Source organism: Microbacterium sp. CFBP 8801 (genome assembly GCF_014839455.1).
Taxonomy (GTDB): Bacteria; Actinomycetota; Actinomycetes; order Actinomycetales; family Microbacteriaceae; genus Microbacterium.
On the sequence record NZ_JACYNU010000005.1, the window covers coordinates 67,043 to 93,294 of the forward strand.

The window sequence follows — 26,252 nt, forward strand, 5'->3', positions numbered from 1 at the left end:
GCATGAGCGACGAATCCGCCGTCCCGAGCCCCGCCCGGCGTGCCCGGCGTCGTCGGCCACGCCGGTGGCGCGAGGGCGGCTCCACGACCGCGCGCTGGGGCGTCGAGATGCTCGGCTGGGCCGTGCTCGCGCTAGGCGCGGGGGCGCTCGCGTCGCGCGCCGCGTCGGAGATGCTGCCCGTCGAGACCCGCGCGGCGTCGGCGCAGGCGGTGATCTGGCTCGCCTTCGCGGTGCCCGTCGTGTTCGCTCTCGGTCGTTCCCGTCCTCGCGGTCTGCTCGTGTTCCGAACGGTGGACCTGCTCTACGGGGTCGTGTTCGGCGTCCTCGTGCGCCTGGCCCAGGGGGCGATCGCCGGAGCCGGGGGAGAGCCGGCCCCCTGGCCGACGACGTTCTCGGCCGACGGCGCGCTGCCCACGTCTTTCGTCTTCGACGCCGTCGCCGGCACGATCGTGTCGTCCGCGGCGGAGGAGTTCTTCTTCCGCGGCGTCGTGCTCGTGTGCGTCTATACGGTGCTGCGACGATTCAGCGGCCCGGTTGCGGCCGGCGTGGCCGCGGCGGCCCTGTCGACCGGCTCGTTCGTCGGCGCGCACCTGCTGGTCGCGGCGCCCGGCTCGGTGGATGCGCCGACCCTCGGCATCCTGGGACTGGTCGCCAGCGCCCTCGTCCTCGGCTCGGGACGTCTGGGCGGCGCGCTTTTCACGCATATCGTCTTCAACGCGACGGGGTACGCCCTGATCGCGGTGGGGACCCTGTCGGCCTGAGCGGGCCGGCGACGTTTGGTGCTGGCATCCGGATGCCGTAGTCTTGCTCTTTGGTGCCCGCCTCTCTGCGAGCGGGTTGCCCGAACGTGAGCCCTCCACCGGCCCTGTTCCCCCGTCATCGGCGGGGAACGGACCACCGGAGCGGGATTCACGAACTCCTCCGTTCGAACAAGAAAGCAGCACTACTGTGACGCGCACTTTCACCCCCAAGGCCGCTGAGGTCACGCGCGAGTGGGTCGTTATCGACGCCACCGACGTCGTCCTCGGCCGTCTGGCCTCGCACGCGGCGGTCCTCCTCCGCGGCAAGCACAAGGCCACCTTCGCCAACCACATCGACTCGGGCGACTTCGTCATCGTGATCAACGCCGAAAAGGTGGCGCTCACGGGTCAGAAGCTCCAGAAGAAGAAGGCCTACCGCCACTCGGGCTACCCGGGCGGCCTCAAGTCGGTCACGTACGAGGAACTCCTCGACAAGAACCCCGTCCGCGCGGTCGAGAAGGCCATCCGCGGCATGCTGCCCAAGAACAGCCTCGGCGCGGCGCAGCTCAAGAAGCTCAAGGTGTACCGCGGCGCTGAGCACCCCCACGGTGCTCAGCTGCCCACGGCCTACACCTTCGACCAGGTCGCCCAGTAAGCGCCGCCGGATAAGGACGAAACAGTGTCGAACATCGACCCCAGCAACTACAGCACCGAGACGCCGGCCGAGCAGTCCGTCGTCGCGGCCGAGCGCCCCGTTCTCTCGGTTCCCGGCGCAGCCGTCGGCCGTCGCAAGCAGGCCATCGCCCGCGTGCGTCTGGTTCCCGGCTCGGGCACGATCACGGTCAACGGCCGCACGATCGAGGACTACTTCCCGAACAAGCTGCACCAGCAGCTGATCAACGACCCGTTCACGGTGCTCGAGCTCGCGGGCTCGTACGACGTGATCGCGCGCATCTCCGGTGGCGGCCCCTCGGGTCAGGCCGGCGCGCTGCGTCTCGGCATCGCCCGTTCGCTGAACGGCATCGACGAAGAGAACAACCGCCCCACCCTGAAGAAGGCCGGCTTCCTCTCGCGCGACGCTCGCGTCAAGGAGCGCAAGAAGGCCGGACTCAAGAAGGCCCGCAAGGCGCCTCAGTACTCCAAGCGCTGAGTTCGAAACTCCGGATGCCTCTTTTCGGCACGGACGGGGTGCGGGGGCTGGCCAACGGCCTCCTCACCGCCGAACTCGCGCTGCACCTGGCCCAGGCGACTGCTGTCGTCCTGGGCCAGGGCCGTTCGGCGGAGGCGCGGAAGGCCGAAGGCCGCCGCCTCACCGCCGTCGTCGCGCGCGACCCGCGCGTCTCGGGGGAGTTCCTCGCGGCCGCGGTCGCTGCGGGGCTCGCCTCGTCGGGCGTCGACGTGCTCGACGCCGGGGTCATCCCCACCCCCGCCACCGCGTTCCTCATCGCCGACCATGACGCCGACTTCGGTGTGATGGTCTCGGCGTCGCACAACCCCGCTCCCGACAACGGGATCAAGATCTTCGCCCGCGGGGGCACCAAGCTCCCCGACGAGGTCGAGCAGCGCATCGAGCAGGCGCTCGAGGGCGAACGACTGCAGCCCACCGGGGCCGGCGTCGGTCGCATCCGTCGGTTCGCCGACGCGGAGGACCGCTACGTCCTGCACCTGCTGGGCTCGCTGCCGCACCGCCTCGACGGCATCCACGTCGTGCTCGACTGCGCTCACGGCGCCGCGGCCGGCGTGTCGCCCGAGACGTTCAAGGACGCCGGCGCGACGGTCACCGTCATCGGCGCCGAACCCGATGGTCTGAACATCAACGACGGCGTGGGCTCGACGCACCTCGACGTGCTCGCTGAAGCCGTCGTGCGCCTCGGCGCCGACGTCGGCATCGCCCACGACGGCGACGCGGACCGCTGCCTGGCCGTCGACGCGCAGGGCAACATCGTCGACGGTGACCAGATCATGGCCATCCTCGCGGTGGCGATGAAGCAGCGTGGTGCGCTCGTCGACGACACGCTCGTTGCGACGGTCATGAGCAACCTCGGCCTGCACCGCGCGATGGAGGCCCATGGCATCCGGGTCCTGCAGACCGGCGTCGGCGACCGTTACGTGCTCGAGGCCATGAACGAGGGCGGCTACTCCCTCGGTGGCGAGCAGTCGGGCCACGTCATCATGAGCCGCTTCGCGACGACGGGTGATGGCCTGCTCACCGGGCTGCACCTCGTCGCCGAGATGGCGCGACAGGGCAAGACGCTCGGTGAGCTCGCCTCGATCATGACGGTGTACCCGCAGGTGCTCGTGAACGTGCGCGGCGTCGACCGCGACGGCGTGCACGACCACGCGGTGCAGGAGGCCGTCGCCGCGGCGACCGCCGAACTGGGCGACTCGGGCCGCGTGCTGCTGCGCGCCTCGGGCACCGAGCAGCTCGTGCGCGTCATGGTCGAAGCCGCGTCCGAAGAAGACGCCCGCGCGCACGCGGACCGTCTCGCCGAGGTCGTGCAGGAGCGCTTGGCGCTGTAATCCGGCCCGTCGGCGGGCTCACGCTCCTTCACACGAGGGGCGGAGCACGCCGACGCCGCGGCGTCAGTACTCGAGCGACTCGATGTAGCGCAGCAGGACGCCCTCGCGGAGTGCCCAGGGGGAGACCTCGAGCTCCTCGACGTCGAGGGCCTTCATCGCCCGCTCCACCACGATCGCGGCGGCGACGATCTGGAACGTGCGATCGGCGGTGATGCCGGGAAGGGCCTCGCGGGCGTCGGCGGGGATGCGCGCGAGGCGCGGGATCCAGTCCTTCAGCTCCCGGCGGGGCAGGACCATGCGATCGATGCCCGACCACCCCGGCACCGGGTAGCCCGCGAGCTTCGCGAGCGAGCGGATCGCCTTCGACGAGCCCACGACGTGGTCGGGACGGGGGAGCGCGGCGAAGCGCTCGGCCACCGGCGCGAGCACCGTCATGGCGTGCTGGCGCAGCGCGTCGATCTCGTCGGCGCTCGGCGGATCGTGCGGGAGGAACTGCACGGTCGAACGGCCCGCGCCCAGGGGCACCGACTCGGCGAGATCGGGCAGCTCGTCGGCACCGCCGGCGATCTCGAGCGACCCGCCGCCGATGTCGAACAACAGGATCTGCCCGGCCGACCAGCCGAACCACCGCCGCACCGCGAGGTAGGTGAAGCGCGCCTCGGTCTCGCCCCCGAGCACCTGCAGGGGCTGGCCCAGGGCCTCCTCGATCAGCGCGATGACGGCCTCGCCGTTGGTCGCGTCGCGCACGGCCGACGTCGCGGTCGCGAGCAACTCGTCGACGCCCTCGGCCTTGGCCGTCGCGCAGGCCGCGGTCACGGCATCCACGAGGCCCTTCACGCCCTCGGGCGAGATGGACCCGTCGGGCTGCAGATACCGCATGAGGCGCAGGACCGAGCGGTGCGAGGTCGTCGCGGTGGGACGACCTCCGGCCCGGGCGTTCGCGACGAGCAGATGGACGGTGTTCGAACCGATGTCGAGGACTCCCAGGCGCACGGTCCGAGCGTAGTGGGCACGCGGTGACGGGGTGATCCGCGGGGGAGGGACGACGACGCCGGTAGCATGGGCGGGTGTCCGCCGCCGAGACCGCCGCTCCCGCGCCGTCGCTGAGCCCCTACCGCCAGATCGACCGCGACGACTGGGCCCGCATGGCCGGGGGGATCGCGCAGCCGCTCACCGACAACGAGATCGTGCAGCTGCGGGGCATCGGCGACCGCCTCGATCCGCGCGAGGTGGCCGAGGTGTACCTGCCGCTCAGTCGTCTGCTGAGCCTGTACGCGCGGGCGACCCGCCGACTCGGCGCCGACACGAGCGAGTTCCTGGGCGAGCCCGATGCCACGACCCCCTTCGTCATCGGTGTGGCGGGGTCGGTGGCGGTGGGCAAATCGACCATCGCGCGCCTGCTGCGCGAACTCATGAGCCGCTGGCCCGACACTCCCCGCGTGGAGCTCGTGACGACCGACGGCTTCCTCTATCCCAACGCCGAGCTCGAGCGACGCGGGTTGATGGACCGCAAGGGCTTTCCCGAGTCGTACGACCGGCGGGCGCTGGTGGAGTTCCTCAGCGAGGTGAAGTCGGGCGCCGGCGAGGCCCGGGCACCGTTCTACTCGCACGTGCGGTACGACATCATGCCCGACGCCCACGTGAGCGTGCACCGCCCCGACGTCGTCATCGTCGAGGGGCTCAACGTCCTGCAACCGCCGCCGTCGCCCAACGAGGTCGCCGTCAGCGACCTGTTCGACTTCTCGATCTACGTGGATGCCGACGCGGCACACATCGAGCGCTGGTACGTCGACCGCTTTCTGGCGTTGCGCGACAACGCGTTCACCAACCCCACGTCGTTCTTCCGGGTCTTCGCCGACATCAGCGACGACGAGGCCGTCGAGCGGGCCCTGGGGTACTGGCGCGAGATCAACCTGCCGAACCTCGAAGAGAACGTGCTCCCCACGCGCCACCGCGCGAAGCTCGTGCTGCAGAAGGGCGCCGACCACACCGTCGAGTCGGTGCTGCTGCGCAAGCTCTGAGCGGCTCGCCGCGCGCGCGCGAGGGCTTCGACGGGGTTCGCTCAGTCCCGCCACGTAGACTCGGACCCATGTGCGGAATCATCGGTTACGTGGGTCCCCGGCAGAGCCAGGACATTCTTCTGGCGGGTCTGTCGCGGCTGGAATACCGGGGTTACGACTCCGCTGGAATCGCCGTCATCGACGGTGAGGGCGGGCTCGGCATGCGCAAGCGAGCGGGCAAGCTCGCGGTGCTGCGCGACGACCTCGAGTCCTCGCCCATGCCCAACGGCACCACCGGGATCGGCCACACGCGATGGGCGACGCACGGCGGTCCGACCGACGCCAACGCCCACCCCCATCTGGCCGACGACGACAAGCTCGCCGTCATCCACAACGGCATCATCGAGAACTTCGCCGAGCTGAAGAGCGAGCTCGTCGGCGAGGGCTTCGCCTTCCGCAGCGAGACCGACACCGAGGTCGCCGCGGTCATGATCGGCCGCGAGTACGCCCGTACCAAAGACCTGGTGCAGGCGTTCCGCGCCGTCGTCTCGCGTCTCGAGGGCGCGTACACGCTGCTCGCCATGCACGAGGATCACCCGGGCCTGGTCGTCGGCGCGCGCCGCAACTCGCCCCTGGTCATCGGGCTCGGTGAGGGAGAGAACTTCCTCGGCTCCGACGTCGCCGCCTTCGTCGAGCACACCCGCAACGCGCTCGCCATCGGTCAGGACGAGATCGTCGCGATCACGCCCGACGGCGTCGAGGTCACCGACTTCTCGGGCGCGCCCGTCGAGGTCGAGGCCTTCGAGGTCACGTGGGACGCGTCGGCCGCCGAGAAGGGCGGCTGGTCGTCGTTCATGGCCAAGGAGGTCTCGGAGGAGCCCGAGGCCGTCGCGAACACCATCCGCGGTCGCATCCACGAGGGCCGCGTCGAGATCCCCGAGCTCGAGGGGCTCGACGACTTCCTCGCCGACATCGACCGCATCCTCGTGATCGCGTGCGGAACGGCCGCCTACGCCGGCATGGTCGGCAAGTACGCGCTCGAGACGTGGACCCGCGTTCCCGTCGACGTCGAGCTCGCCCACGAGTTCCGCTACCGCGACCCGGTGCTGTCCGCGCGCACGCTGGTCGTCTCGATCAGCCAGTCGGGCGAGACGATGGACACGCTCATGGCCGTGAAGTACGCCCGCTCGCGCGGGGCCAAGACGCTGTCGATCTGCAACACGCAGGGCGCCACCATCCCGCGCGAATCGGATGCCATCGTCTACACGCACGCGGGACCCGAGGTGGCCGTGGCCTCGACGAAGGCCTTCGTCGCACAGATCACCGCGCTGTATCTTCTCGCCCTGCACGTCGGTCGTGTCCGCGGAGCCATCGACCCGGTCGTCGCCGTCGAGGCCGTCACCGAGCTCGAGGCCGTTCCGGGCAAGATCGCCCGCGTGCTCGAGACCGAGCAGGCGCGCATCGAGCAGCTGGCGCACTGGATGGCCGACACCCGCTCGGTGCTGTTCCTCGGTCGCAATGTGGGGTACCCCATCGCGCTCGAGGGTGCTCTCAAGCTCAAAGAGCTGGCGTACATCCACGCCGAGGGCTTCGCTGCCGGTGAGCTCAAGCACGGCCCCATCGCGCTGATCGAGCCCGGCCAGCCCGTCTTCGTCGTCGTGCCCTCGCCGCGCGGCTCGGGCGAGATGCACAAGAAGGTCGTCTCGAACATCCAGGAGATCCGCGCCCGCGGCGCCCGCGTCATCGCGATCGCCGAAGAGGGCGACGTCGCCGTGCTGCCCGCGGCCGACGAGGTGCTGCGCATTCCGCTGGCGGCCCCGCTCTTCGAGCCGCTGCTGGCGGTCGTGCCGCTGCACATCTTCGCGATGAGCCTGGCCGAGGCCAAGGGTCTCGACGTCGACCAGCCGCGCAACCTGGCGAAGTCGGTGACGGTCGAGTAGTCGTCTCGTGCGAAGGGGCCGGATGCCGTGGCATCCGGCCCCTTCGTCGTTCCTCGCATCGCGGAGCGCCGATCGAGCCGGGCCGAACTCCTGGGTTCTCGCTCGATTGAGGGTGAAGCGACCTCGGGAGCGGCCCTGGATGCCTTTTCTCCGGAGTTCGGCCCGCGTCGGATCGGCCCGCCGCGGCCGATGTCGGCCGGCACCGGCAGAATGGAGAGGATGCCACGAGGGGAGGGCGCATGATCGTCGGAATCGGCGTCGACGTGGTCGACGTTCCGCGGTTCGCCGCAACGCTCGCGCGCACCCCGCGCCTTCTTCCCCGCCTGTTCGCCCCGGCCGAGCGCGTGCTGAAGCCGCGCTCGCTCGCCGCCCGGTACGCCGCGAAGGAGGCCCTGATCAAGGCGCTCGGCGGGTCGGACGGTGTGCACTGGACCGACATCGAGGTGGCGTCCGAGCCCTCGGGCCGGCCCGTGTTCGCGCTCCGCGGTGAGACCGCCGCGACCGTTGCCGAGCGGGGGATCACCGCGCTGCACCTGTCGATGTCGCACGATGCGGGCCTCGCGACGGCGTACGTCATCGCCGAAGCGAGCGAGGTCGCTCCGGCGCCCGGTGCGATCGCGGCCCGGCAGCCCGCGCCGACGAGCGCGGGCGTCGAGCCTGTCGCGATCTACGGGCCCCCGGCATCCGCCCCCGAGACCACCCGAGAGGACACCGCATGAGAATGGCACCCGGCGTGCTGCGCGAAGCGCTCATCGATGTCGACGCGATCACCGAGAACGTGCGTCACCTGCGAAAGCTCACCGACTCCGAGATCATCGCGGTCGTCAAGGCCGAGGGGTACGGCCACGGCGCCTACCGTGCCGCGGTCGCGGCGCTCCGCGGGGGAGCGGCCCGCATCGGCGTCTCCGACATCGACGAGGCGCTGGCGCTGCGGCGAGCGGGCATCCGCGCTCCGCTGTTCGCGTGGCTCCACGCGCCCGGCGCGGCGTTCGGCGAGGCCGTGCGAAACGACATCGAGCTCGGCATCTCCGACATCGATCAGCTTCTGCGCGCGGGCGAGGCGGCGCAGGGCGATCGCCCGGCGGCGGTGCACCTCAAGATCGAGACGGGCCTGTCGCGCAACGGCATCGCGCCGGCCGACTGGCGCGTGGTGTTCTCCGAGGCCGCCCGTCTGGAGCGCATCGGGCGGCTGCGCGTCGTGGGGTTGTTCTCGCACCTGTCCAACACGAGCGAGGCCGACGACCGTGCCGCGCTCGCCCGGTTCGAGGAGGGCGTCATCCTGGCGGCATCCGCCGGTCTTCACCCTCCGCTTCGCCACATCGCGGCGACGAATGCCGCCATCGCCCTGCCCGAGGCGCGACTCGGATGCGTGCGCATCGGCATCGGTCTCTACGGGGTCTCGCCGTTCGACGACCGGACGCCCGCCGACCTGGGGCTGCGCCCGGCGATGACACTGCGCGGCGCCGTCGCGGCGGTGCGGCGCGTGCCCGCGGGCACCGGGGTGTCGTACGGCTATGACTACCGCACCGAGAGCGACACGACGCTGGCGCTCGTTCCGCTCGGCTACGCCGACGGCGTGCCCCGCCAGGCGTCGGGTCGGGGATCGGTGTCGATCAACGGGCGCCGCTTCACGGTGGCCGGCCGCATCGCGATGGACCAGTTCGTCGTCGACGTCGGCGATCACCCGGTCACGGTGGGCGACGAGGTCGTGCTGTTCGGCGACCCGACGCTGGGCGTGCCGTCGGCGCGGGACTGGGCGGATGCCGCCGACACCATCGACTACGAGATCGTCACGCGCGTGGGGGTCCGGGTCCCCCGGCGGGAGGTGGGCGCGTGAGCGTTCCCCACGAGCTGCTGGGCGTGCGCGAGGTCGCGGGGCCGGCCGACATGGAGGACCTGGGCCGCGCCGTCGGGCGCGCGCTCGCTCCCGGCGACGTCGTGGTGCTGACCGGCCCGCTCGGCGCCGGCAAGACGACCCTCACCCGCGGGATCGGTGAGGGACTCGGCATCCGGGGTCCGGTGCAGAGCCCGACGTTCGTGATCGCGCGCACGCATCCCTCGCTCGGGGGCGGCACGCCGCTCGTGCACGTGGACGCCTATCGCTTGGGAGCCGCGGTCGAGCTCGACGACCTCGACATCGACGTGGCGGGTTCCGCCGTCGTCGTCGAGTGGGGGAGCGGGGTGGCCGAGTACCTCGCCGACACGTGGTGGGAGATCGAGATCGACCGTCAGACCGGCGGCCGCGGCGTCGACAACGCCTGCGGGGAGATCGCGGTGCACACCGTCGAGCTCGACGCCGACGCCCCGCGCACGGTGACCATCTCGCGCCGACCCTGACGGGACGTGTCGCGGAATCGCGACACGGTTGCGACACCCCCGCGACCACGGCGGCGCGGCGCTTCAATACGGTGGATGCCATGAGTCGATCCCCTCGCCGCCCCGCCGCGCTCCGCCCCACGGCGGTTCGCCTGGCCGCGGCCGTCTCGGCCTCCGTCGTCGTGATGAGCCTGGCCGGCTGCGTCTCGGAGCCGGTGCCGTCGACCGCGAGGTCGTCGGCGGNGGCCGCGGCCTCAGCCGCTCGCGTGCCCGGCTACGACGTCGGCGAGATCCCGCCCGTGCCCCTGTTCGTGCTGCCCGACCTGTCGCTGCTGAGCGGCTCGGCGTCGGCGTTCACGATCTCGGCGGCGTCGACGCTGTCGAGTGCGCCGGGGGTGACGGTGGCCTCCGCGGCGTGCGGGACCCCCGGCCAGGTGTCCACGTCGGCCGGCACGGCCGTGCTCTACGGCGACGGTTCCGGCTCGTACACCGGCGCCGACGGAACCGTCCAGAACTTCGGCGACGGCTCGGGGACCACGACGATCGACGGTGTCGAGATCCAGAACTTCGGTGACGGGTCGGGGACGTACCGGTCGGGCGAGGTCGCGATCCAGAACTTCGGCGACGGTTCGGGCACGTACGTCGACGCGTCGCGCCAGGTGCAGATCTTCGGCGACGGGTCGGGAACGTCCACGCACGGCGACGAGAGCATCCAGAACTTCGGCGACGGGTCGGGGACGTACCGGTCGGGCGAGGTCGCGATCCAGAACTTCGGCGACGGGTCGGGGACCTACACCGACGGCACCCTCACGGTGCAGAACTTCGGCGACGGCACCGGCCGCGTCGACGGCGAGCCCGTGACCGTCGACCCGCTGCCCCCGGTGCCGCGGTTGGGTGTGTTCCCGCCTCTGTCGGCCCTCGCCCCGGTCGCGAGCTGCGGCACGACCCTGACGCTCTCGGACGCCGTGCTGTTCGACTTCGACTCGGCCGAGCTGCGCGCCGATGCCGCCGCCGTGCTCGACGCGCTCGCGGCCGTGCTGATCGACGGCCGGGTGCCGGCGGCGACCGTCTCGGGGCACACGGATGCGATCGGCACCGACGCCGAGAACCAGGACCTGTCGGAGCGGCGCGCGCGAGCCGTCGTCGCCGCTCTGACCGAACGCGCCACGCCCGTGGCCTGGACGGCCGAGGGCTACGGTGAGTCGCGTCCGGTCGCCGCCAACGAGCTCGACGGGGTCGACAACCCCGCGGGTCGGCAACTCAATCGCCGGGTCGAGATCCTCGTCCCCTCATTCGGAGGCTGAACATGCGCAGAACCGCCCTCTCCCTGCTCGCCGCGGGGCTCGTCGCCGGGATGCTCGCCGGCTGCTCTATCCGCGTCGACGAGGGCCAGGATGCCGTGATCTCGACGCCCGTGCCGGCGGCGACCACCGCCGCGCCCGCGCCCACGGCACAGCCCGTCGCCCCGACGTCGACGGCCCCGAGCGCCGGCGTCGACACCACCTCGAACCTGCGCACCCGCGACGAAGCGATCGCCCTGGCCGACTCGACCATCGCGTGCACTCCCGGTCTCGTCATCCCCGACGACGGCAGGGTCGTGCGGGTCGAGGGGGCCTGCGACGACGTCACCGTGTCGGGCTTCGCGGCGGTCGTGATCCTCGACGACGTGTCGACGCTCACCGTCACGGGTGACGGGTTGGTCGTGTACGCGAAGGCCCTGACCGACCTCTCCGTCAGCGGAGACGTGAACACGGTCGTCTGGCGCGGCAGCGCGCCGCGGGTCGACGACACCGGCGTCGCGACGACCGTGCTGCGGGACGAGCGATGAGCGCCCCGCAGGCCGCATGGGCGCCGCCCGCGCGTCGCACGAACGGCCTGGCGATCGCCGCCCTCGTGCTGGGCCTCTGCGGCTTCGGTCTGCTGCCGGTGATCTTCGGCCACATCGCGCTGTCGCAGATCCGCCGCACCGGCGACGGCGGCGGTGCGCTCGCGATCGCGGGACTCGTGCTGGGGTACCTGGTAATCGCCGCCGCGGTGATCGGCGTCGTCCTCGTCGTCGCCGTGTCGGTCGGCATCCCTCTGCTGGCGACGCGTACCTCATGACGGGCGACGAGCGTCCCGGCATCCTGCTCGTCGACGATGACGAGACCATCCGCGCGGGCCTGGGCGCGTTCCTCGAACGCAGCGGGTACCGGGTGATCGTTGCCGCCGACGGGCAGGAGGCGCTGGACCTGCTGGCGGATGCCGATGTCTCGCTCGCGGTGTGCGATGTCATCATGCCGCGGGTCGACGGACGCGCGTTCGTGCGACGCGTTCGTGCCGAGGGGCGCTGGCTGCCGATCATCCTGCTGACGCAGGTGGGGGAGTCGTACGAGCGCAGCGCCGCCCTCGACGAGGGGGCCGATGACTACCTCAACAAGCCCTTCGATCCCCAGGAGCTGCTCTCGCGCGTGCGCGCCGTGCTGCGGCGCACGGTTCCCGGCGAGCGTCCCCTGAGCGCGTCGTCGCGGGTGCGCGCGGGTGCGCTCGAACTCGACCGGTCCGCTCGGCGGGTGTGGTTGGGCGGGGCGGAGCTCTCCCTCACCCCCAAGGCCGTGATGCTGCTGGACTATCTCATGACCCATCCCGGCGAGGTGCACACGCGCGACCGGCTGCTCTCGGCGTTGTGGGGGTTCGAGGTCGCCACGAGCACGCGCGCCGTCGACCACCGGGTCGCCGAGCTGCGCCGCGTGCTCGACGACGACCCCGGCGCGCCGCGCTTCATCGAGACGGTGCAGAACGCGGGGTACCGCTTCGTGCACGCGGTGGTGACCCCGTGAGGCGCGCGGTGCGGATCGGTGCCGTCTGCGCCCCCGTGCTCCTCGCTGCCCTCACCGCGGGAGTGATGGCCTGGGCGGGCGAGCGCCGGGTCGTGACGGTGGCGACCGCCCTTCCGGCGGTGGTCCTGCTGCTCGGTGTCGTGGTCTCGGCCGTGATCGGTGTCGTGCTGCTGATCGGCGCTCGGCGTCGGCGCGTCGCCGCGTCGCGCGCGCGTCAGAGCGCCGAGGCGTGGGCGGCGGGCCGGGCCACCGAGCGTGAGGAGCACCGCCGGTTCCTCGCCCGCCTCGACCACGAGCTGAAGAACCCCATCACGGCGATCCGCGCCACCCTCGCCGGCGTCGATCCCGCCACCGCGCCCGCTCACGTGGCCGTGATCGACGGGCAGGCGCGGCGACTCGCGGCCCTCGTCGGCGATCTGCGCAAACTGGCCGAGATCGAGACCCGCCCGCTCGAGACCGAGCCGGTCGACCTCGAGATGCTCGTGCGCGATGCCGTCGACGCCGTGCACGACCAGCGTCCCGAGACGCGGGGGCGCATCCGCATCGTCGCCGAGCGGGTGCCGTGGGCCGTGCCGCCCCTGCCGGCCGATCCCGACCTTCTCGCCCTCGCGGTCGACAACGTGCTCGCCAATGCCGTGAAGTTCTCGACCGACGGACCGATCGAGGTCCGCCTGCGCGAAGACGCCGGCGCGGTGGTGGTCGAGGTGGCCGACACGGGTCGCGGAATCCCGGCCGACGCGCAGGAGCACGTCTTCGACGACCTCGCCCGGGCGGCCAACGCCCGCGACGTCGCCGGATCGGGGATCGGCCTGTCGCTGGTGCGCACGATCCTGCGCCGTCACGGGGGCGATGTCGACCTGCGCTCGCGAGAGGGAGCCGGAACCGTCGTCACGCTGCGATTGCCGATCGCGCGATAGCGGCGGTGCGACCCCTCGCCCATCCGCCGACCAGGCTCAGGCGCGCGCGTCGGAGCGGCGTCGCGCCGGAGCGCGGTCGGCGGCCCACACCTCGCGCAGGGCGCGCAGGGTGAGGACAGGCTGCTCGACGTGGGCGAAGTGCCCGCTGTCGTCGAGCACACGGTCGTCGTAGTCGCGCATCAGTCGCCCCCAGGTGCGCGCATCGCGCGCGGCGACGAAGACGTCGTGCGATCCGCGCACCGACCTCACGGGGCACGCGATGCGGCGCCACACCCCGTCGTCGTGGGTGCGCGACAGGCGCGCGGCGGCGAGGAAGGCCGCGGGGCGGATCTCGGTCGCCAGGGCATCGGTGACTTCGCGGTCGACGTGCTCCGGATGCCGGAACAGCGGCCGCGACAGCGTTCGCAGCGCCCCCGTGCGGCGGAGCAGGCGCAGCAGGGGCCCAGCGAGCGGCCCGAGACCTCGCAGCACCCGCATCGCGACCACCATGCCGGCCAGCCAGGGGAGCCGGACGGCGCCGGAGACGGGGCGCCGCGTCACCGCGCGTGCGCCCGCCCCGCTGGGCGACACGACACCGACGGCCACCGTCTCGCGCGGGAAGCGTGCGGCGATGTCGAGGGCGATCACCCCGCCGAGCGAGTGCCCGACCACCCGCCAACGGGGATACCCCAGCGCGCGGGCCACCGCCGCGATGGCGACCGCCAACTCGGCCGGGTCGGGGACGGGCCCCGGTGACTCGCCCCAGCCGGGCAGGTCGAGCGCGACGATGTCCGACAGCGGGAGTCCGAGAGCGTCGGATGCCGCGACCATCGGTTCCCAGGTGCGCCACGATCCGGCGGCACCGTGCAGCAGCACGGTCGCGACCGGGCTGCCCGAACCACGCCCGGCGTGCGCCACGATCGGCCCCACCGACGTGGGGACGACGACGCGGCGCAGGCCGAGGCCGATGGCATCCATGCCCTCTCTTCGGAGCAGACCACGAAGTCGGATGGCACAGGGGAGGTGCCGGATACGCTGGAACGGTGATTCTCGGCATCGACACCTCGCTCGGCACCGCCGTGGCCGCGATCTCGCGCGACGGCGAGGTGCTCGTCGACGAGCAGAGCAGCAATCCGCTCGGACACGCCGAGGTCATCGGCGACCTCTTACGGCGGGCCAGTGCGGTCGCCCCCGCGCCGACGCACGTCGCCATCGGCATGGGTCCCGGCCCCTTCACGGGCTTGCGCGTGGGCATCGCGACCGCGCGGGTGTATGCGTTGGGGCGCGGCATCCCCGCCGTCCCCGTCCCCAGCCACGACGGCGTCGCGCTGGGCGTTCTGCTCGCCGACGCCCTCACGGGCACCGACACCGGCCGCTTCGCCGTGGTGACCGACGCGCGCCGCAAGGAGTTCGCCTTCAGCATCTATGACGGCCTCGACGACGACGGGCTGCCGGTGCGCGTCACGGATGCCGCTCTCAGCCCGCGCGACGAGCTCGACGAACGCCTCGCCGCCGCCGGGGCGCGCCGTTACGACGCCACCGCCGTGTCGGCCGCCATGATCGCGCTCGCCGCCGCGCGGGCGCTCGATGCCGGCCGCACCCTCGCCGACGGCGAGCCGCTGTACCTGCGCAGCCCCGACGTCGTCGCCGCCCACGCGCCCAAGCGGGTGAGCTGATGCCCACCCGCGCTGCCACCTCGGCCGACCTCGACGCGATCATGGCGCTGGAGCACGCGTCGTTCCCCACCGACGCCTGGAGTCCCGCCATGATGCGCGAGGAGCTCGTCTCGCCGCACGGGTGGTACGTCGTCGTCGAAGAGGCCGGCCGGCTCGTCGGCTACGCCGGTCTGCGCGCCGCGCGGGGCGCGCGGGATGCCGATATCCAGACCATCGCGATCGCCGAGACGGCGCGGGGCCGAGGTCGCGGCCGGGCCCTGTTGGCGGCGCTGCTCGACGAGGCCGTGCGGCGGGACGTGCACGAGGTGTTCCTCGAGGTGCGCGCCGACAACCCCGTCGCCCAGACCCTGTACGCCTCGGAGGGTTTCGCCGAGGTCGGCCGGCGTCCGCGCTACTACCAGCCCGACGACGTCGACGCCCTCGTGATGCAGCTCGACCTGCGCGGGTGGGCTCACCGCCGCGCCGAGACCCGCGGCGGTGAGCCCGACGGAGGGTCCGGTCGATCCGCCGCCCTCTCGGCCGCCCCGACACCCGAGCCCGTCGACGGAGCCGGCACCCCCGCTCCCCCCGCCACCGGAAAGGGCTGGTGCTGATGGACGCGCCCCTCGTACTCGGCATCGAGACCAGCTGCGACGAGACCGGCATCGGCATCGTCCGCGGTCGCACGCTGCTGAGCAACACCATCGCCTCGAGCATGGACGAGCACGCCCGCTACGGCGGCGTCGTCCCCGAGGTCGCCGCCCGCGCGCACCTCGAGGCGCTGCAGCCCTCGATCGACGCCGCGCTCGCCGAGGCGGGCGTGACGCTCGCCGACCTCGACGCCGTCGCCGTCACGAGCGGTCCCGGCCTCGCCGGTGCGTTGATGGTCGGGGTGGGGGCCGCGAAGGGCCTCGCCGTCGCCCTCGACAAGCCGCTCTACGCCGTGAACCACCTGGTCGGTCACATCGCCGCCGACATCCTCGACGCCGACGCCGCCGAACTCGAATACCCCACCGTCGCCCTGCTCGTCAGCGGGGGGCACACCTCGTTGCTGCTCGTGCGCGACCTCACCAGCGACGTCGAACTGCTCGGCGAGACCATGGACGACGCCGCGGGCGAGGCGTTCGACAAGGTCGCCCGACTGCTGAAGCTGCCCTACCCCGGCGGCCCCGAGATCGACAGGGCGGCAGCCTCGGGCGATCCCACCGCGATCCGGTTCCCCCGGGGAATGTCGCGCGCCTCCGACATGGCATCCCACCGCTACGACTTCTCGTTCTCGGGCCTCAAGACCGCCGTCGCCCGCTGGGTCGAACAGCACGAGGCCGCGGGGCAGCCGGTGCCCGTCGCCGACGTCGCGGCGTCGTTCCGCGAAGCCGTCGTCGACGTGCTCGTGACCAAGGCCCTCGACGCGTGTGCGCGCCACGACGTCCCGCGCCTGCTGCTGGGCGGCGGGGTCATCGCCAACAAGCGCCTGCGCGACGTCGCCCTCGAGCGCGCGGCGGCGGCGGGCGTGGCCGTGCGCATCCCGCCGTTGAGCCTGTGCACCGACAACGGCGCGATGATCGCCGCCCTCGCCGCGGAGCTCATCTCGTCGGGGCGCCGGCCCTCGACCCTGGCGTTCGGCGCCGACTCCACGCTGCCGGTGACCGAGATCCAGGTCGCCGAGGATCCCGATGCCGAGGCCCCCGGGCCGGGCTCCGGACGCGTCGCATGAGCGAGGCGGCCCCGCCGACGCGGCGCGCGCGCAAGGTCGCCGAGAGCGTCGAGCCCGCCGACGACCTGCGCGCCGCCATCACCCAGGCGGCGGCGTCCGCTCGGCGCGACGACGAGGGCGACCCGGAGCGCCTGCCCACGGCGCAGCTCGAGATGGCCGCCTTCGGCGATCACGTCATCCCCTACGTCCCGCCGGCGCCGCCCACCCCGCGGTCCCTGGCGCCGTGGTCCCTCGGCGTCTCGATCCTCGCCCTCGGGGCGGCCCTGTTCACCGGCTGGTTCCTCCCGCTCGGAGCGCTCGCGGCGATCATCGCCATCGTGTCGCTGCGCCGCGAGCACGACAGCCGTCGCGTCGCGGTGTGGGCCCTCGCGCTGGCGCTGACGTCGGTGGCGTTCAGCGCCGGGTGGTTGATCTGGGGGTTCTCGCAGCTCGCCGTCGTGTGACGACCGGGCTCACACCCGATCGGCCAGCAGCGCGAGGCGCTTCGAGCCGATGCGGGTGAGCAGCAGGGTCGCCGACGCGTCGCCGCGCAGCGACAGCTTCTTGCGCAGCACGGCGGGGTCGACGTCGACGCCGCGCTTCTTGATCTCCAGGGTGCCGATGCCGCGCGCACGCAGGGCCTGGGCGAGCTTCTTCGGGTCGGCCGGGAGTTCCTCCCGCACGCGGAACGACGATACGAACGGACTCGTGAGGGCGGCGTCCGACGTGAGGTAGGCGATGCCGGGCGCGAGCATGCCCGCCTGCAGCGCGCGGGCGACCTCGCCGATCAGCCGGGCGCGGATGATCGCCCCGTCGGGTTCGTGCACGAAGGCACCCAGCTCGCGCTGCTCGACGTCGGGGGAGTCGGCGGGGGCGGTGAGCTCCCAGGCGTCGGTGCCGCGCACGACGAGGGCCGCACGACGCACGTTCTCGCGGGCCAGCACTCCCGACCACAGCACCAGTTCGATGGTCGACCCGTCGGCGCTGATCCACTGCGCTTCGACGTCGTCGGGAATCCGCCCGCGATCGAAGCCCGGGCCGAGCTTCACACCCCCGGGCGTGCTCTCGAGCAGAGCGAAGACCCACTCGAGCGAGGGCGACCATTCGCTCGACGACACCTGCCGCGTTTCGGAGTGCCCGGCCGTGCGGCGCGCCGGGTCGAGCCAGACGGCATCCGTCTGATCGAGGTCGGTGTCTTCGGCGCGGCCGTGCGCGACGGTCACGGTCTCACCGAAGGGGGCGAGGTTGTACGCGGCGATCGCGGCCGTCACCTCGTCGGCGTCGACGGCGTGCACCCGGATGCCGAGCCCCGCCAGTCCGAGGGCGTCGCCGCCGATGCCGCAGCCGAGGTCGGCGACGCGGTCGAGACCGGCGGCGCGGAAGCGTCCGGCGTGGCGGGCGGCGATCGACAGGCGCGTCGCCTGCTCGAGGCCGGCGCGGGTGAAGAGCATGCGCTCGGCGAACGGGCCGAACTTGGCCGCTCCGCGCACCCGCAGACGTGCCTGACCGACGACGGCCGACACGAGATCGGGGGAGTGCCCGGCCGCGCGGAGTCGAGAGACGGCTCGGGCCGCGTCGTCGGTGGACTCGATGCCGCCCACCTCGTCGAGCAGGCGGAGGCCGTCGGGCGTCAGCAGGGCGGTGAGCTCGCGGGTATCCACCGATTCAGCCTATGCGGGCGATTGTGTTGGCACTCGCGTTGCGTGAGTGCCAGTGCTTCCCTAGACTCGAATTAGCACTCTCCCCGTGTGAGTGCTGACAAGTCTTCTGTAACGAGAAAGAGGTAGACCGTGTCGGTTTCCATCAAGCCGCTCGAGGACCGCATCGTCATCAAGCAGGTCGAGGCTGAGCAGACCACCGCGAGTGGTCTCGTCATCCCTGACACCGCCAAAGAGAAGCCGCAGGAGGGCGAGGTCGTCGCCGTCGGACCCGGCCGTATCGACGACAACGGCAACCGCGTCCCCCTCGACGTCGCCGTCGGCGACCGCGTGCTCTACAGCAAGTACGGCGGCACCGAGGTCAAGTTCGGCGCCGACGAGTACCTGGTGCTCTCGGCTCGCGACGTGCTGGCGGTCGTCGTCCGCTGATCGCGCAGTCCTGCACGAAGGCCCCGCATGCTCCGGCATGCGGGGCCTTCGTCGTTCCGTCAGCCCCGCGTCGCGAGGTGGCAGGAAAGCGGTGGGGAACGGCGGCTCGCGGCGTCGCCCCGCGCGTAGGCTGAATCGGTGACCCCCGCCGCCCCTCCTGTCTCCGGCGGCAGTACCCGCGGTGCCCTCTACGCCCTCGGTGCCTACCTGTTGTGGGGCGTCCTGCCGCTCTACTTCCTGCAGCTCAAGCCCACCGGCCCGTTCGAGGTCGTGGCGTGGCGGATCCTTCTCGCCTTCGTGTTCTGCCTGGTGCTGCTCACCGTGCTGCGCGCCTGGCGCCCGTTCCTGGCGATCGTGCGGCAACCGCGGCTCATGGCGCTCACCGCCGTGGCCGGCGTGCTCATCTACGTCAACTGGCAGACGTACCTCTACGGTGCCCTCACGAACCACGTCATCGAGACGAGCCTCGGCTACTTCATCAACCCGATCGTGACGGTGTTGCTGGGGGTGCTGGTGCTGCGCGAGCGACTGCGGGTGCTGCCGTGGATCGCGATCGGCATCGCCGTCGCCGCGGTCGTCGTCATCGTGGTGGGCTACGGCACCTTCCCGTGGATCGCGCTGACGCTGGCCTTCTCGTTCGGCTTCTACGGTCTGGTCAAGAAGCAGATCGGGCCCTCGGTCGATGCGGTGAGCGGCCTGACGCTGGAGTCGATGTGGCTGCTGCCCGTCGCCGGTGTGCAGCTGGCCGTCGTCGCGGCGTTCGGCGGTCTCACCCTCGGCACGGCGGGCACGCTGCACACGGTGCTGCTGTTGGCTGCGGGGGTGGTCACGGCCGTGCCGCTGCTGCTGTTCGCCTCGGGCGCCCGTCGCGTGCCCCTCACGGTCATCGGGTTGCTGCAGTTCGTGGCGCCGATCATCCAGTTCGCGATCGGGGTGTGGGTGCTCGGCGAGGCCATGACCCTCGAGCGGTGGATCGGTTTCGCCCTGGTCTGGGTGGCGTTGATCATGCTGAGCGTCGATTCGGTCGTCGCGTCGCGCCGACAGCGCCGCGTCGTCGTCGACGTGGCGGAGCCCGTCTGACCGGCCAGATCATGCGTTTGTCGTCCCTGCCGACATATCTCCTAGTGCACCGTGACGACGCCGTGTGAAACCGTTATGCGGCCGTGATCGCGACGACTCACATCGTTAACGAACGGCAACACGCAGAAAACGCGCGGCGGCTTAGGTTTAGGACACCAGGCGGTCCTCGTGGGCTGCCCAACGTTCATTCACAGCAAGGAGCACTATGAGCGTCATCACACGTACGCGCACTGGCAAGGTCATCGGCGGCATCGCCCTGATCGGTGCCAGCGCGCTCGTCCTCGCCGGTTGCGCCGGTGGCGGCAACGACGCCGCTGCCCCCAGTGCATCATCCGGCGGCGGCGCCGTGTCCACCAAAGACGGGACTTTCCACGTCGGCACCATCCTCCCGGCCACGGGTAACCTCGCCTTCCTCGGCCCGCCCGAGGTCGCGGGTGTCAAGCTCGCGATCCAGGACATCGAAGCCACCGGCGACGCGTTCCCGTTCACGACCGAACTGACCGAGCGCGACTCGGGTGACACCACGACCGACATCGCGACCCAGTCGGCCACCGAGCTCGTCGACGCCGGCGCCGATGTCGTCATCGGTGCGGCTTCGTCGGGCGTGTCCTTCACCTTCGTCGACCAGCTGGTCGACGCGGGCGTCGTGCAGATCTCGCCGGCGAACACCTCGCCGGACTTCACCACCTACGCCGACGACGGGTACTACTGGCGTACCGCCCCGTCCGACGTGCTGCAGGGCCGCGTGCTCGGCAACCTGATGGTCGGTGACGGCGCGGCCAACGTCGGCGTCATCTACATCAACGACCCCTACGGCATCGGCCTCAAGGACAACGCGACCAAGGCCATCGAGGCCGCCGGTGGCGAGGTCTCGGTCGCAGTTCCCTACAACCCGGGTGACACGGTCTTCACGTCGCAGGTCGACCAGGTGCTCGCGTCGCAGCCCGACGCCGTCGCGATCATCGCGTTCGAAGAGACGTCGTCGATCATCCCGCAGCTCGTCAGCACGCAGGGCTTCCCGGCGTCGAAGGTCTACTTCGTCGACGGCAACCTGTCGAACTCGTATGAGTTCGCCGCCGGCACGCTGCAGGGTGCCAAGGGAACGCTTCCCGGAAACCCGGCCGACACGTCGTTCCAGTCGCGTCTGAAAGAGGTCGACCCCGCCCTCACCGACTTCAGCTACGCGCCGGAGTCCTACGACGCCGTCATCGTCGCCGCCCTCGCTGCGGCGCAGGCGAAGGACGACTCGGGTACGGCCATCCGCGACAACATGCAGTCCGTCTCCGAGGGGGGCGAGAAGTGCACGACGTTCGCCGACTGCCTCGCGCTCATCAACGAGGGCACGGACGTCGACTACGACGGCGTCTCCGGCCCGATCACCTTCGACGAGAACGGTGACCCGACCGAGGCGTACATCGGCATCTACCAGTACGGTGCCGACAACAAGTACACCCTGCTGAACACGGAGTTCGGCTCGCTCAACGAGTGACCTGACACCGCACGAGGGCCCGGATCCGCCAGGATCCGGGCCCTTCGGCGTTCGTGCGGGCCGGATCGGTGCCGTGCCGGCATCCGCGTCCCGGCGTGCCACAGGCTCTCGGGGCCTCGGAGGGCTCGGCGCGGCCGGCGGCAGCCCTCGCGGCCTCGGACCCGGCGTCAGGGGGTCAGGCCGCAGACGGAGGCGGTGAAGGCGAGCAGGGCATCGGCGACCGCCTGCGGCCGGTCGAGCGGAACGACGACGTCCCGGCCGTCGACCCGCGCGACGAGGTCGAACAGGGTGCCCACCTTGTCTTCGGCGATGGCGTGGGCGTCGCAGCGGATCGGCGTGACCGGCACCGTGGTGGTCGTGGGGGCGTCGCCGGCGGCGACGGTGAGGCCGAGAGGCGCCTCCGTGCCCTGCGGGAAGCGCAGCAGCGGGGTCCCGCGCAGGGAGACGAGCTCGACGCTGCCCGCCGTGGCATCCGGGGTCGGCTCGATCGACAGCAGCAGAGCGGCGGTCCCGTCGCCGGACACCGACACCGCGGTGGCCGAGACGCGGGCGACGGATGCCAAGGCCTCGCGGTCGCATTGCGTCGCGCTCAGGCGGGGGAGCACCCCGAGGGCGTCGTCGACCGCCACGGTCTGCTCGAGCGTTCCCCGGTCGTCGCTCACGCCGAGCACGGCTCGCGGGCCGGCGTCGGCGGCCTCCGGATCGCAGCGCGAATCGGGGAGTGCGACGGGAAGATCGATCGTGCGCCCCGGCTGCAGCGTCTCGGGGCGTTTCGTGTCTCCGCCGCCCGTCGCGGCGAGCAGGGGCGAGCGCAGCACCGCCGAGGTCACGGTGACCGCGGCATCCGAGGTGTTCGTGACGCGGAGCTGCACGCGCCCCGAGACGATGTCGCCCCGCTGCTGCACGAGCGTGACAGACAGCGGGGGAGGCGCGGGAGGTGCGCCCGCGCATGCCGCGAGCGCGACGCCCACCAGGGTGAGCGCCGCGCTCGCGGTGTATCGACGTGGGATCAGGCCGGGGGCTCCTGGTGGTCGCGCTTGGCGTCCTCGTCGGCGGCCAGCGTTCCGAGGTACAACTCGATGACGCGGGGATCGGTGAGCAGCTCGCGGCCGGTGCCGGTGTACGCGTCCTTGCCCTGGTCGAGCACGTAGGCCCGGTGGCAGATCTGCAGGCAGCGGCGGGCGTTCTGCTCGACCATGATGATGGTCACGCCGGCGCGGTTGATCTCGGCGACGCGCAGGAACGTCTCGTCCTGACGCACGGGCGACAGGCCTGCCGAGGGCTCGTCGAGCAGCAGCACCGACGGGTCCATCATGAGCGCGCGGCCCATGGCGACCATCTGCCGCTCACCGCCCGACAGCGACCCCGCCCGCTGGCGGCGACGCTTGCCGAGTTCGGGGAAGAGCCCCGTGACGAATTCGAAGCGCTCCGCGAAGGCCTTGGGACGTTGGAAGAGACCCATCTGCAGGTTCTCTTCGATCGACAGGCTCGGGAACACGTTGTTGTTCTGCGGCACCATCCCGACGCCCTTGCCCACGAGCTTGTCGGCCTTCAGCGTGGTGATGTCCTCACCGTTGAGCAGCACGGAGCCGCCACGGATCTTCACCTGGCCGAAGATGGCCTTCAGCAGCGTCGACTTGCCGGCGCCGTTCGGGCCGATGATGCCGATCAGGTCGCCCTGGTAGGCGTCGACCGTGCAGCCGTTGAGGATGTTGACCCCGGGCAGGTACCCGGCGACCAGGTCGTCGGTGCGCAGCACCGCGGTGCGCGTGGCGGTTGCGGTGTCGGACATCAGAGCTTCCCGTCCTTCTCGTCGGCGATGAGCTCCGCCTCCGCCTCGGCGGCGGCTTCGGCTTGGATGGTCTCGAGCTGCGACGTGGTCATGTCGCCGAGATCGGTGTCGTGGTGCGCGCCCAGGTAGGCGTCGATGACGGCCTGGTCGGTCATGACGGTCTCCGGCGGCCCCTCGGCCACCACGCGACCCTCCGCCATGACGATGACCCAGTCCGAGATGTGACGCACCATGTGCATGTCGTGCTCGACGAACAGCACGCTCATCCCCTCGCTCTTGAGGTTGAGGATGTGACCCAGCAGGCTCTGCGTGAGCGCCGGGTTGACGCCCGCCATGGGCTCGTCGAGCATGACGAGCTTGGGGTCGCTCATGAGCGCGCGGGCCATCTCGAGGAGCTTGCGCTGGCCGCCCGAGAGCGACGCGGCGAAGTCCTCGCGCTTGGCGTCGAGCTTGAAGCGGCGCAGCAGGTCGTCGGCCCGTTCGGTGTTGGCCTTCTCTTGCGAGCGCCAGATCGAGGGGATCAGGGCGCGGAAGATGTTCTCGCCCTTCTGCCCACGGGCGCCCAGCAGCATGTTCTGCAGCACCGAGAGGCGCCCGAGCGACTTGGTGAGCTGGAACGTGCGCACCATGCCCTGCCGCGAGACCTTGAACGCGGGCACGCCGGCCAGGTTCGACCCCTCGAAGCTCCACCGGCCGGTGTTGGGCTTGTCGAAGCCCGTCAGCAGGTTGAACAGAGTGGTCTTACCGGCACCGTTGGGGCCGATCAGCGCGGTGATCTGCCCGCGGGGGATCTCGAGGTGCTCGACGTCGACGGCTTTCAGGCCGCCGAACTGGCGGGTGACGCCGTCGGCGACGACGATCGGGTCGACCTTGGCGCAGCCGGGTCCGACCTCGCCCTTGACGAGCGGATGGGTGACGGTGGTGTCAGACATTGAACGACAGCTCCTTCTTGTTGCCGAAGATGCCCTGTGGTCGGAAGATCACGAGGAGCATCAGTCCGATGCCGACGAGGATGAAGCGCACCTGGCCCGCCTGGGTGGTGGACATGAAGCCCAGGATGCCGACATCGCGGAGCCCCACGATGATGCCGTTCGACAGCGACAGCAGCACCCAGAACAGGGCTGCTCCCACGATCGGTCCGAGCAGGGTGGCGGCGCCACCGAGCAGTAGTGCGGTCCAGACGAAGAAGGTGAGCGCGGTGCCGTAGTTTCCGGGCTGCACGGCGCGGGGGAGGATGAAGATCACTCCCGCGAGGCCGCCCATGACACCGCCGAGCACCAGCGCCTGCATCTTGTACGAGTAGACGTTCTTGCCGAGGCTGCGCACCGCGTCTTCGTCTTCACGGATGCCCTTGACCACGCGGCCCCAGGGGCTGCGCATGAGCACGTAGACGAGCAGGGTCGCGATGATGACGAGTCCCCAGCCGAAGATGCGGACCCACCAGTCGTTCGCCGAGTAGGTCCACGGGCCGATGCCGTAGGTACCGGCCGGCAGCGGGTTCATCGCCTGGAACTCGCGGTTGTACCCGTTGAGGCCCTGCGAGCCGCCCGTGACGTTGGTCAGGCCGACGGTCGAGACGACGTAGCGCACGATTTCGGCGGCCGCGATGGTGACGATCGCGAGATAGTCGGCGCGCAGTCGCAGGGTCGGGATGCCGAGAAGGAACGCGAAGAGCACCGAGGCGACGATCGCGACCAGGATCGCGAGCCACACGGGGGCCGAGAACGACAGCGTCGCGATCGCGAAGGCGTACGCGCCGACGGCCATGAAGCCCGCCTGACCGAAGTTGAGCAGACCCGCGTAGCCGAAGTGGACGCTCAGGCCGATCGCGGCGAGGGCGTAGGCCGCGGTGGTCGGGCTGATGAGCTCGCCCGCGGCGTTGTTGAAGATTGAAAGCCAGTCCATGTCGTCGTTCCTCAACCGATCCGCTCTTTACGACCGAGCACACCTTGCGGCCGGAAGAGCAGCACGCCGATGAGCACGATCAGGGCCACCGCGTACCGGAGGTCGGGTGGGATGACGATGGTGGACAGTTCCGTGATGATGCCGATGATCAGCGAACCGACCAGGGCGCCGAAGGCACTGCCCAGGCCGCCGAGGGTGACGGCGGCGAACAGCAGCAGCAGGATCGCGAAGCCCATGTCCCAGGTGACGCCGCGGTACAGGCCGTAGAGGACGCCCGAGAGGCCCGTCAGGCCACCGGCCAGCATCCAGACGATGCGGATGACGCGGTCGACGTTGATGCCGGACGCCGCGGCGAGCGACGCGTTGTCGCTGACGGCGCGGGTGGCCTTGCCGATGCGGGTGCGGGTCAGGAAGTAGGCCACCGCGCCGAGCATGACGACGCTGACGCCCATGCTGATGATCGAGGTGAGCGTGACCGTCACCGGGCCGATCGTGACGTTGTCGGTGATGCCGGTGTCGATGTTGCGCGTGCCGCCGTCGAAGAAGTAGAGGTACAGGTAGCGCAGCACGATCGACAGACCGATCGTGACGATCAGCACTTGGACCAGCCCCACCCCGCGTTTGCGCAGAGGTTTGAACAGGACGGCATCCTGTGTCCAGCCCAGCGCGACCGAGAGCGCCACGGTGAGCAGCACCGCCAGGATGATGTTCCAGCCCATGGCCGTGAACATGTAGAAGATGATCGCGCCGAAGGTGAGCATCTCGCCGTGCGCGAAGTTGTTGACGCCCGTCGTGCCGAAGATCAGCGAGATGCCGATGGCGGCCAGGGCGAGCAGCAGGCCGAAGTTGAGGCCGTAGAAGAAGCGCGAGAACAACGTGTCCCAGATCGAGCCGCTCGCCGCCGTTCCCTCACCGGTGGGGAAGAGCACGTTGACCGTGTTCGTCGTTCCCACCGTGACGTCACGCGTGACGTTGTCGGGGTCGCGGGGTGCGACACCGTCGGGCAGCGTGTCGACCTGGAGCTCGGCGGTGTAGCTGCCGGGCCCGGGAACCGCGACCGACCAACGACCGTCGGCACCGGTCGTACCGACCTCCGAGAAGCCGGAGCCCTCGACCGAGATCTCGACGCCCTCGAGCGGTTCATCCTCGGCGCGGATGATGCCGCCGATCGTGTACTGCGATGAGACGTCGCCCGGTCCGGTCGTGGCGGCGGGTGTTGGTGCGGTGGTGACGGCTGCGCTCGCAGGTGACGCGAAGAGCAGGCTCAGGACGGCTATCGCACTCGCGAGGAGCGAGACGACGGCAGCCATGCGGGATAGG

At 71.2% G+C, this 26,252-nt stretch carries 28 protein-coding genes and 1 pseudogene; 21 read left to right on the forward strand and 8 right to left on the reverse strand.

Annotated elements, in window-relative coordinates; all coding sequences use genetic code 11:
- Positions 1-2 precede the first annotated feature (2 nt).
- The 4 genes from IFR11_RS07850 to glmM all read left to right on the forward strand — a co-directional run bounded on the left by IFR11_RS07850 (position 3) and on the right by glmM (position 3,260).
- A complete protein-coding gene (locus tag IFR11_RS07850) occupies positions 3-761 on the forward strand; it encodes a CPBP family glutamic-type intramembrane protease (protein WP_191915773.1) in 759 nt (252 codons plus the stop codon).
- Positions 762-948: 187 nt separating this feature from the next.
- Complete coding sequence (gene rplM / locus IFR11_RS07855; RefSeq protein WP_055833904.1) at positions 949-1,395, forward strand: 50S ribosomal protein L13; 447 nt, start codon at positions 949-951, stop codon at positions 1,393-1,395.
- Between the two features lie 24 nt (positions 1,396-1,419).
- Complete coding sequence (rpsI, locus tag IFR11_RS07860) at positions 1,420-1,890, forward strand: 30S ribosomal protein S9 (protein ID WP_055833907.1); 471 nt, start codon at positions 1,420-1,422, stop codon at positions 1,888-1,890.
- A 14-nt stretch (positions 1,891-1,904) separates the two neighbouring features.
- Positions 1,905-3,260 (forward strand): phosphoglucosamine mutase, encoded by a 1,356-nt coding sequence (glmM, locus tag IFR11_RS07865; protein WP_191915774.1) that lies wholly within the window; start codon positions 1,905-1,907, stop codon positions 3,258-3,260.
- Between the two features lie 63 nt (positions 3,261-3,323).
- Here glmM and IFR11_RS07870 read toward each other — a convergent pair whose 3' ends face one another.
- Positions 3,324-4,253, reverse strand: coding sequence for a Ppx/GppA phosphatase family protein (locus tag IFR11_RS07870; protein WP_055833911.1), 930 nt, complete (start codon positions 4,251-4,253; stop codon positions 3,324-3,326).
- Between the two features lie 74 nt (positions 4,254-4,327).
- Between IFR11_RS07870 and coaA the strand changes: the two genes are divergently transcribed.
- From coaA to IFR11_RS07920, 10 genes and pseudogenes are all read left to right on the forward strand, one after another.
- Positions 4,328-5,281 carry a type I pantothenate kinase gene (gene coaA / locus IFR11_RS07875; protein ID WP_055833914.1) on the forward strand — a complete coding sequence of 318 codons (954 nt, stop codon included), beginning with the start codon at positions 4,328-4,330 and terminating at the stop codon, positions 5,279-5,281.
- A 68-nt stretch (positions 5,282-5,349) separates the two neighbouring features.
- Positions 5,350-7,200: a glutamine--fructose-6-phosphate transaminase (isomerizing) gene (gene glmS, locus IFR11_RS07880; protein WP_055833929.1), complete on the forward strand. Its 1,851-nt coding sequence runs from the start codon at positions 5,350-5,352 to the stop codon at positions 7,198-7,200.
- Positions 7,201-7,439: 239 nt separating this feature from the next.
- A pseudogene (locus tag IFR11_RS07885) lies at positions 7,440-7,787 on the forward strand (holo-ACP synthase); the annotation flags it as partial.
- Positions 7,788-7,915: 128 nt separating this feature from the next.
- Positions 7,916-9,037 carry an alanine racemase gene (alr, locus tag IFR11_RS07890; protein ID WP_055833933.1) on the forward strand — a complete coding sequence of 374 codons (1,122 nt, stop codon included), beginning with the start codon at positions 7,916-7,918 and terminating at the stop codon, positions 9,035-9,037.
- Complete coding sequence (gene tsaE / locus IFR11_RS07895; RefSeq protein WP_055833937.1) at positions 9,034-9,537, forward strand: tRNA (adenosine(37)-N6)-threonylcarbamoyltransferase complex ATPase subunit type 1 TsaE; 504 nt, start codon at positions 9,034-9,036, stop codon at positions 9,535-9,537. Before alr ends, tsaE begins: the two co-directional genes overlap by 4 nt.
- A gap of 944 nt (positions 9,538-10,481) precedes the next feature.
- Positions 10,482-10,820, forward strand: a complete 339-nt coding sequence (locus tag IFR11_RS16325) for an OmpA family protein (RefSeq protein ID WP_342030272.1) — start codon at positions 10,482-10,484, stop codon at positions 10,818-10,820.
- 2 nt (positions 10,821-10,822) lie between these two features.
- Positions 10,823-11,344, forward strand: coding sequence for a DUF3060 domain-containing protein (locus IFR11_RS07905; RefSeq protein WP_191915777.1), 522 nt, complete (start codon positions 10,823-10,825; stop codon positions 11,342-11,344).
- Positions 11,341-11,619, forward strand: a complete 279-nt coding sequence (locus IFR11_RS07910; RefSeq protein WP_191915778.1) for a DUF4190 domain-containing protein — start codon at positions 11,341-11,343, stop codon at positions 11,617-11,619. The genes IFR11_RS07905 and IFR11_RS07910 overlap by 4 nt, the downstream gene beginning before the upstream one ends.
- The gene (locus IFR11_RS07915) at positions 11,616-12,335 is read left to right on the forward strand and encodes a response regulator transcription factor (protein WP_055833950.1); all 720 of its coding nucleotides are present in this window, start codon (positions 11,616-11,618) and stop codon (positions 12,333-12,335) included. The genes IFR11_RS07910 and IFR11_RS07915 overlap by 4 nt, the downstream gene beginning before the upstream one ends.
- Positions 12,332-13,252: a sensor histidine kinase gene (locus IFR11_RS07920; protein WP_342030266.1), complete on the forward strand. Its 921-nt coding sequence runs from the start codon at positions 12,332-12,334 to the stop codon at positions 13,250-13,252. The genes IFR11_RS07915 and IFR11_RS07920 overlap by 4 nt, the downstream gene beginning before the upstream one ends.
- A gap of 36 nt (positions 13,253-13,288) precedes the next feature.
- Here IFR11_RS07920 and IFR11_RS07925 read toward each other — a convergent pair whose 3' ends face one another.
- Positions 13,289-14,209, reverse strand: coding sequence for an alpha/beta fold hydrolase (locus tag IFR11_RS07925; RefSeq protein WP_191915779.1), 921 nt, complete (start codon positions 14,207-14,209; stop codon positions 13,289-13,291).
- A 65-nt stretch (positions 14,210-14,274) separates the two neighbouring features.
- Between IFR11_RS07925 and tsaB the strand changes: the two genes are divergently transcribed.
- The 4 genes from tsaB to IFR11_RS07945 are packed head-to-tail and all read left to right on the forward strand — an operon-like array spanning position 14,275 to position 17,043.
- Positions 14,275-14,907, forward strand: coding sequence for a tRNA (adenosine(37)-N6)-threonylcarbamoyltransferase complex dimerization subunit type 1 TsaB (tsaB, locus tag IFR11_RS07930; protein WP_191915780.1), 633 nt, complete (start codon positions 14,275-14,277; stop codon positions 14,905-14,907).
- Positions 14,907-15,500 carry a ribosomal protein S18-alanine N-acetyltransferase gene (rimI, locus tag IFR11_RS07935; RefSeq protein ID WP_191915781.1) on the forward strand — a complete coding sequence of 198 codons (594 nt, stop codon included), beginning with the start codon at positions 14,907-14,909 and terminating at the stop codon, positions 15,498-15,500. The genes tsaB and rimI overlap by 1 nt, the downstream gene beginning before the upstream one ends.
- The gene (gene tsaD, locus IFR11_RS07940) at positions 15,500-16,600 is read left to right on the forward strand and encodes a tRNA (adenosine(37)-N6)-threonylcarbamoyltransferase complex transferase subunit TsaD (protein WP_191915782.1); all 1,101 of its coding nucleotides are present in this window, start codon (positions 15,500-15,502) and stop codon (positions 16,598-16,600) included. Before rimI ends, tsaD begins: the two co-directional genes overlap by 1 nt.
- The gene (locus IFR11_RS07945; RefSeq protein WP_191915783.1) at positions 16,597-17,043 is read left to right on the forward strand and encodes a hypothetical protein; all 447 of its coding nucleotides are present in this window, start codon (positions 16,597-16,599) and stop codon (positions 17,041-17,043) included. The genes tsaD and IFR11_RS07945 overlap by 4 nt, the downstream gene beginning before the upstream one ends.
- Positions 17,044-17,052: 9 nt before the next feature.
- On the opposite strand, the gene IFR11_RS07950 is transcribed toward IFR11_RS07945, so the two are convergent.
- Entirely contained in the window at positions 17,053-18,240 is a 1,188-nt protein-coding gene (locus IFR11_RS07950; RefSeq protein WP_191915784.1) for a THUMP-like domain-containing protein, read from the reverse strand.
- Between the two features lie 129 nt (positions 18,241-18,369).
- Between IFR11_RS07950 and groES the strand changes: the two genes are divergently transcribed.
- The 3 genes from groES (at position 18,370) to IFR11_RS07965 (ending at position 21,235) form a co-directional block, all read left to right on the forward strand.
- Entirely contained in the window at positions 18,370-18,666 is a 297-nt protein-coding gene (groES, locus tag IFR11_RS07955) for a co-chaperone GroES (protein ID WP_039394204.1), read from the forward strand.
- 138 nt (positions 18,667-18,804) lie between these two features.
- Complete coding sequence (gene rarD / locus IFR11_RS07960; protein ID WP_191915785.1) at positions 18,805-19,746, forward strand: EamA family transporter RarD; 942 nt, start codon at positions 18,805-18,807, stop codon at positions 19,744-19,746.
- A gap of 205 nt (positions 19,747-19,951) precedes the next feature.
- On the forward strand, positions 19,952-21,235 hold the full coding sequence (locus IFR11_RS07965) for an ABC transporter substrate-binding protein (RefSeq protein ID WP_055936183.1): 1,284 nt from the start codon (positions 19,952-19,954) through the stop codon (positions 21,233-21,235).
- Positions 21,236-21,402: 167 nt separating this feature from the next.
- Here the strand turns inward: IFR11_RS07965 and IFR11_RS07970 are convergent, their stop codons facing one another.
- From IFR11_RS07970 to IFR11_RS07990, 5 genes are all read right to left on the reverse strand, one after another.
- A complete protein-coding gene (locus IFR11_RS07970) occupies positions 21,403-22,140 on the reverse strand; it encodes a hypothetical protein (RefSeq protein WP_191915786.1) in 738 nt (245 codons plus the stop codon).
- Between the two features lie 104 nt (positions 22,141-22,244).
- Positions 22,245-23,027: an ABC transporter ATP-binding protein gene (locus IFR11_RS07975; RefSeq protein ID WP_055833979.1), complete on the reverse strand. Its 783-nt coding sequence runs from the start codon at positions 23,025-23,027 to the stop codon at positions 22,245-22,247.
- The gene (locus tag IFR11_RS07980) at positions 23,027-23,959 is read right to left on the reverse strand and encodes an ABC transporter ATP-binding protein (protein WP_055833982.1); all 933 of its coding nucleotides are present in this window, start codon (positions 23,957-23,959) and stop codon (positions 23,027-23,029) included. Before IFR11_RS07980 ends, IFR11_RS07975 begins: the two co-directional genes overlap by 1 nt.
- Positions 23,952-24,932 carry a branched-chain amino acid ABC transporter permease gene (locus IFR11_RS07985; protein ID WP_055833985.1) on the reverse strand — a complete coding sequence of 327 codons (981 nt, stop codon included), beginning with the start codon at positions 24,930-24,932 and terminating at the stop codon, positions 23,952-23,954. Before IFR11_RS07985 ends, IFR11_RS07980 begins: the two co-directional genes overlap by 8 nt.
- 11 nt (positions 24,933-24,943) lie before the next feature.
- Positions 24,944-26,242: a branched-chain amino acid ABC transporter permease gene (locus tag IFR11_RS07990; RefSeq protein WP_191915787.1), complete on the reverse strand. Its 1,299-nt coding sequence runs from the start codon at positions 26,240-26,242 to the stop codon at positions 24,944-24,946.
- Positions 26,243-26,252: the final 10 nt, after the last annotated feature.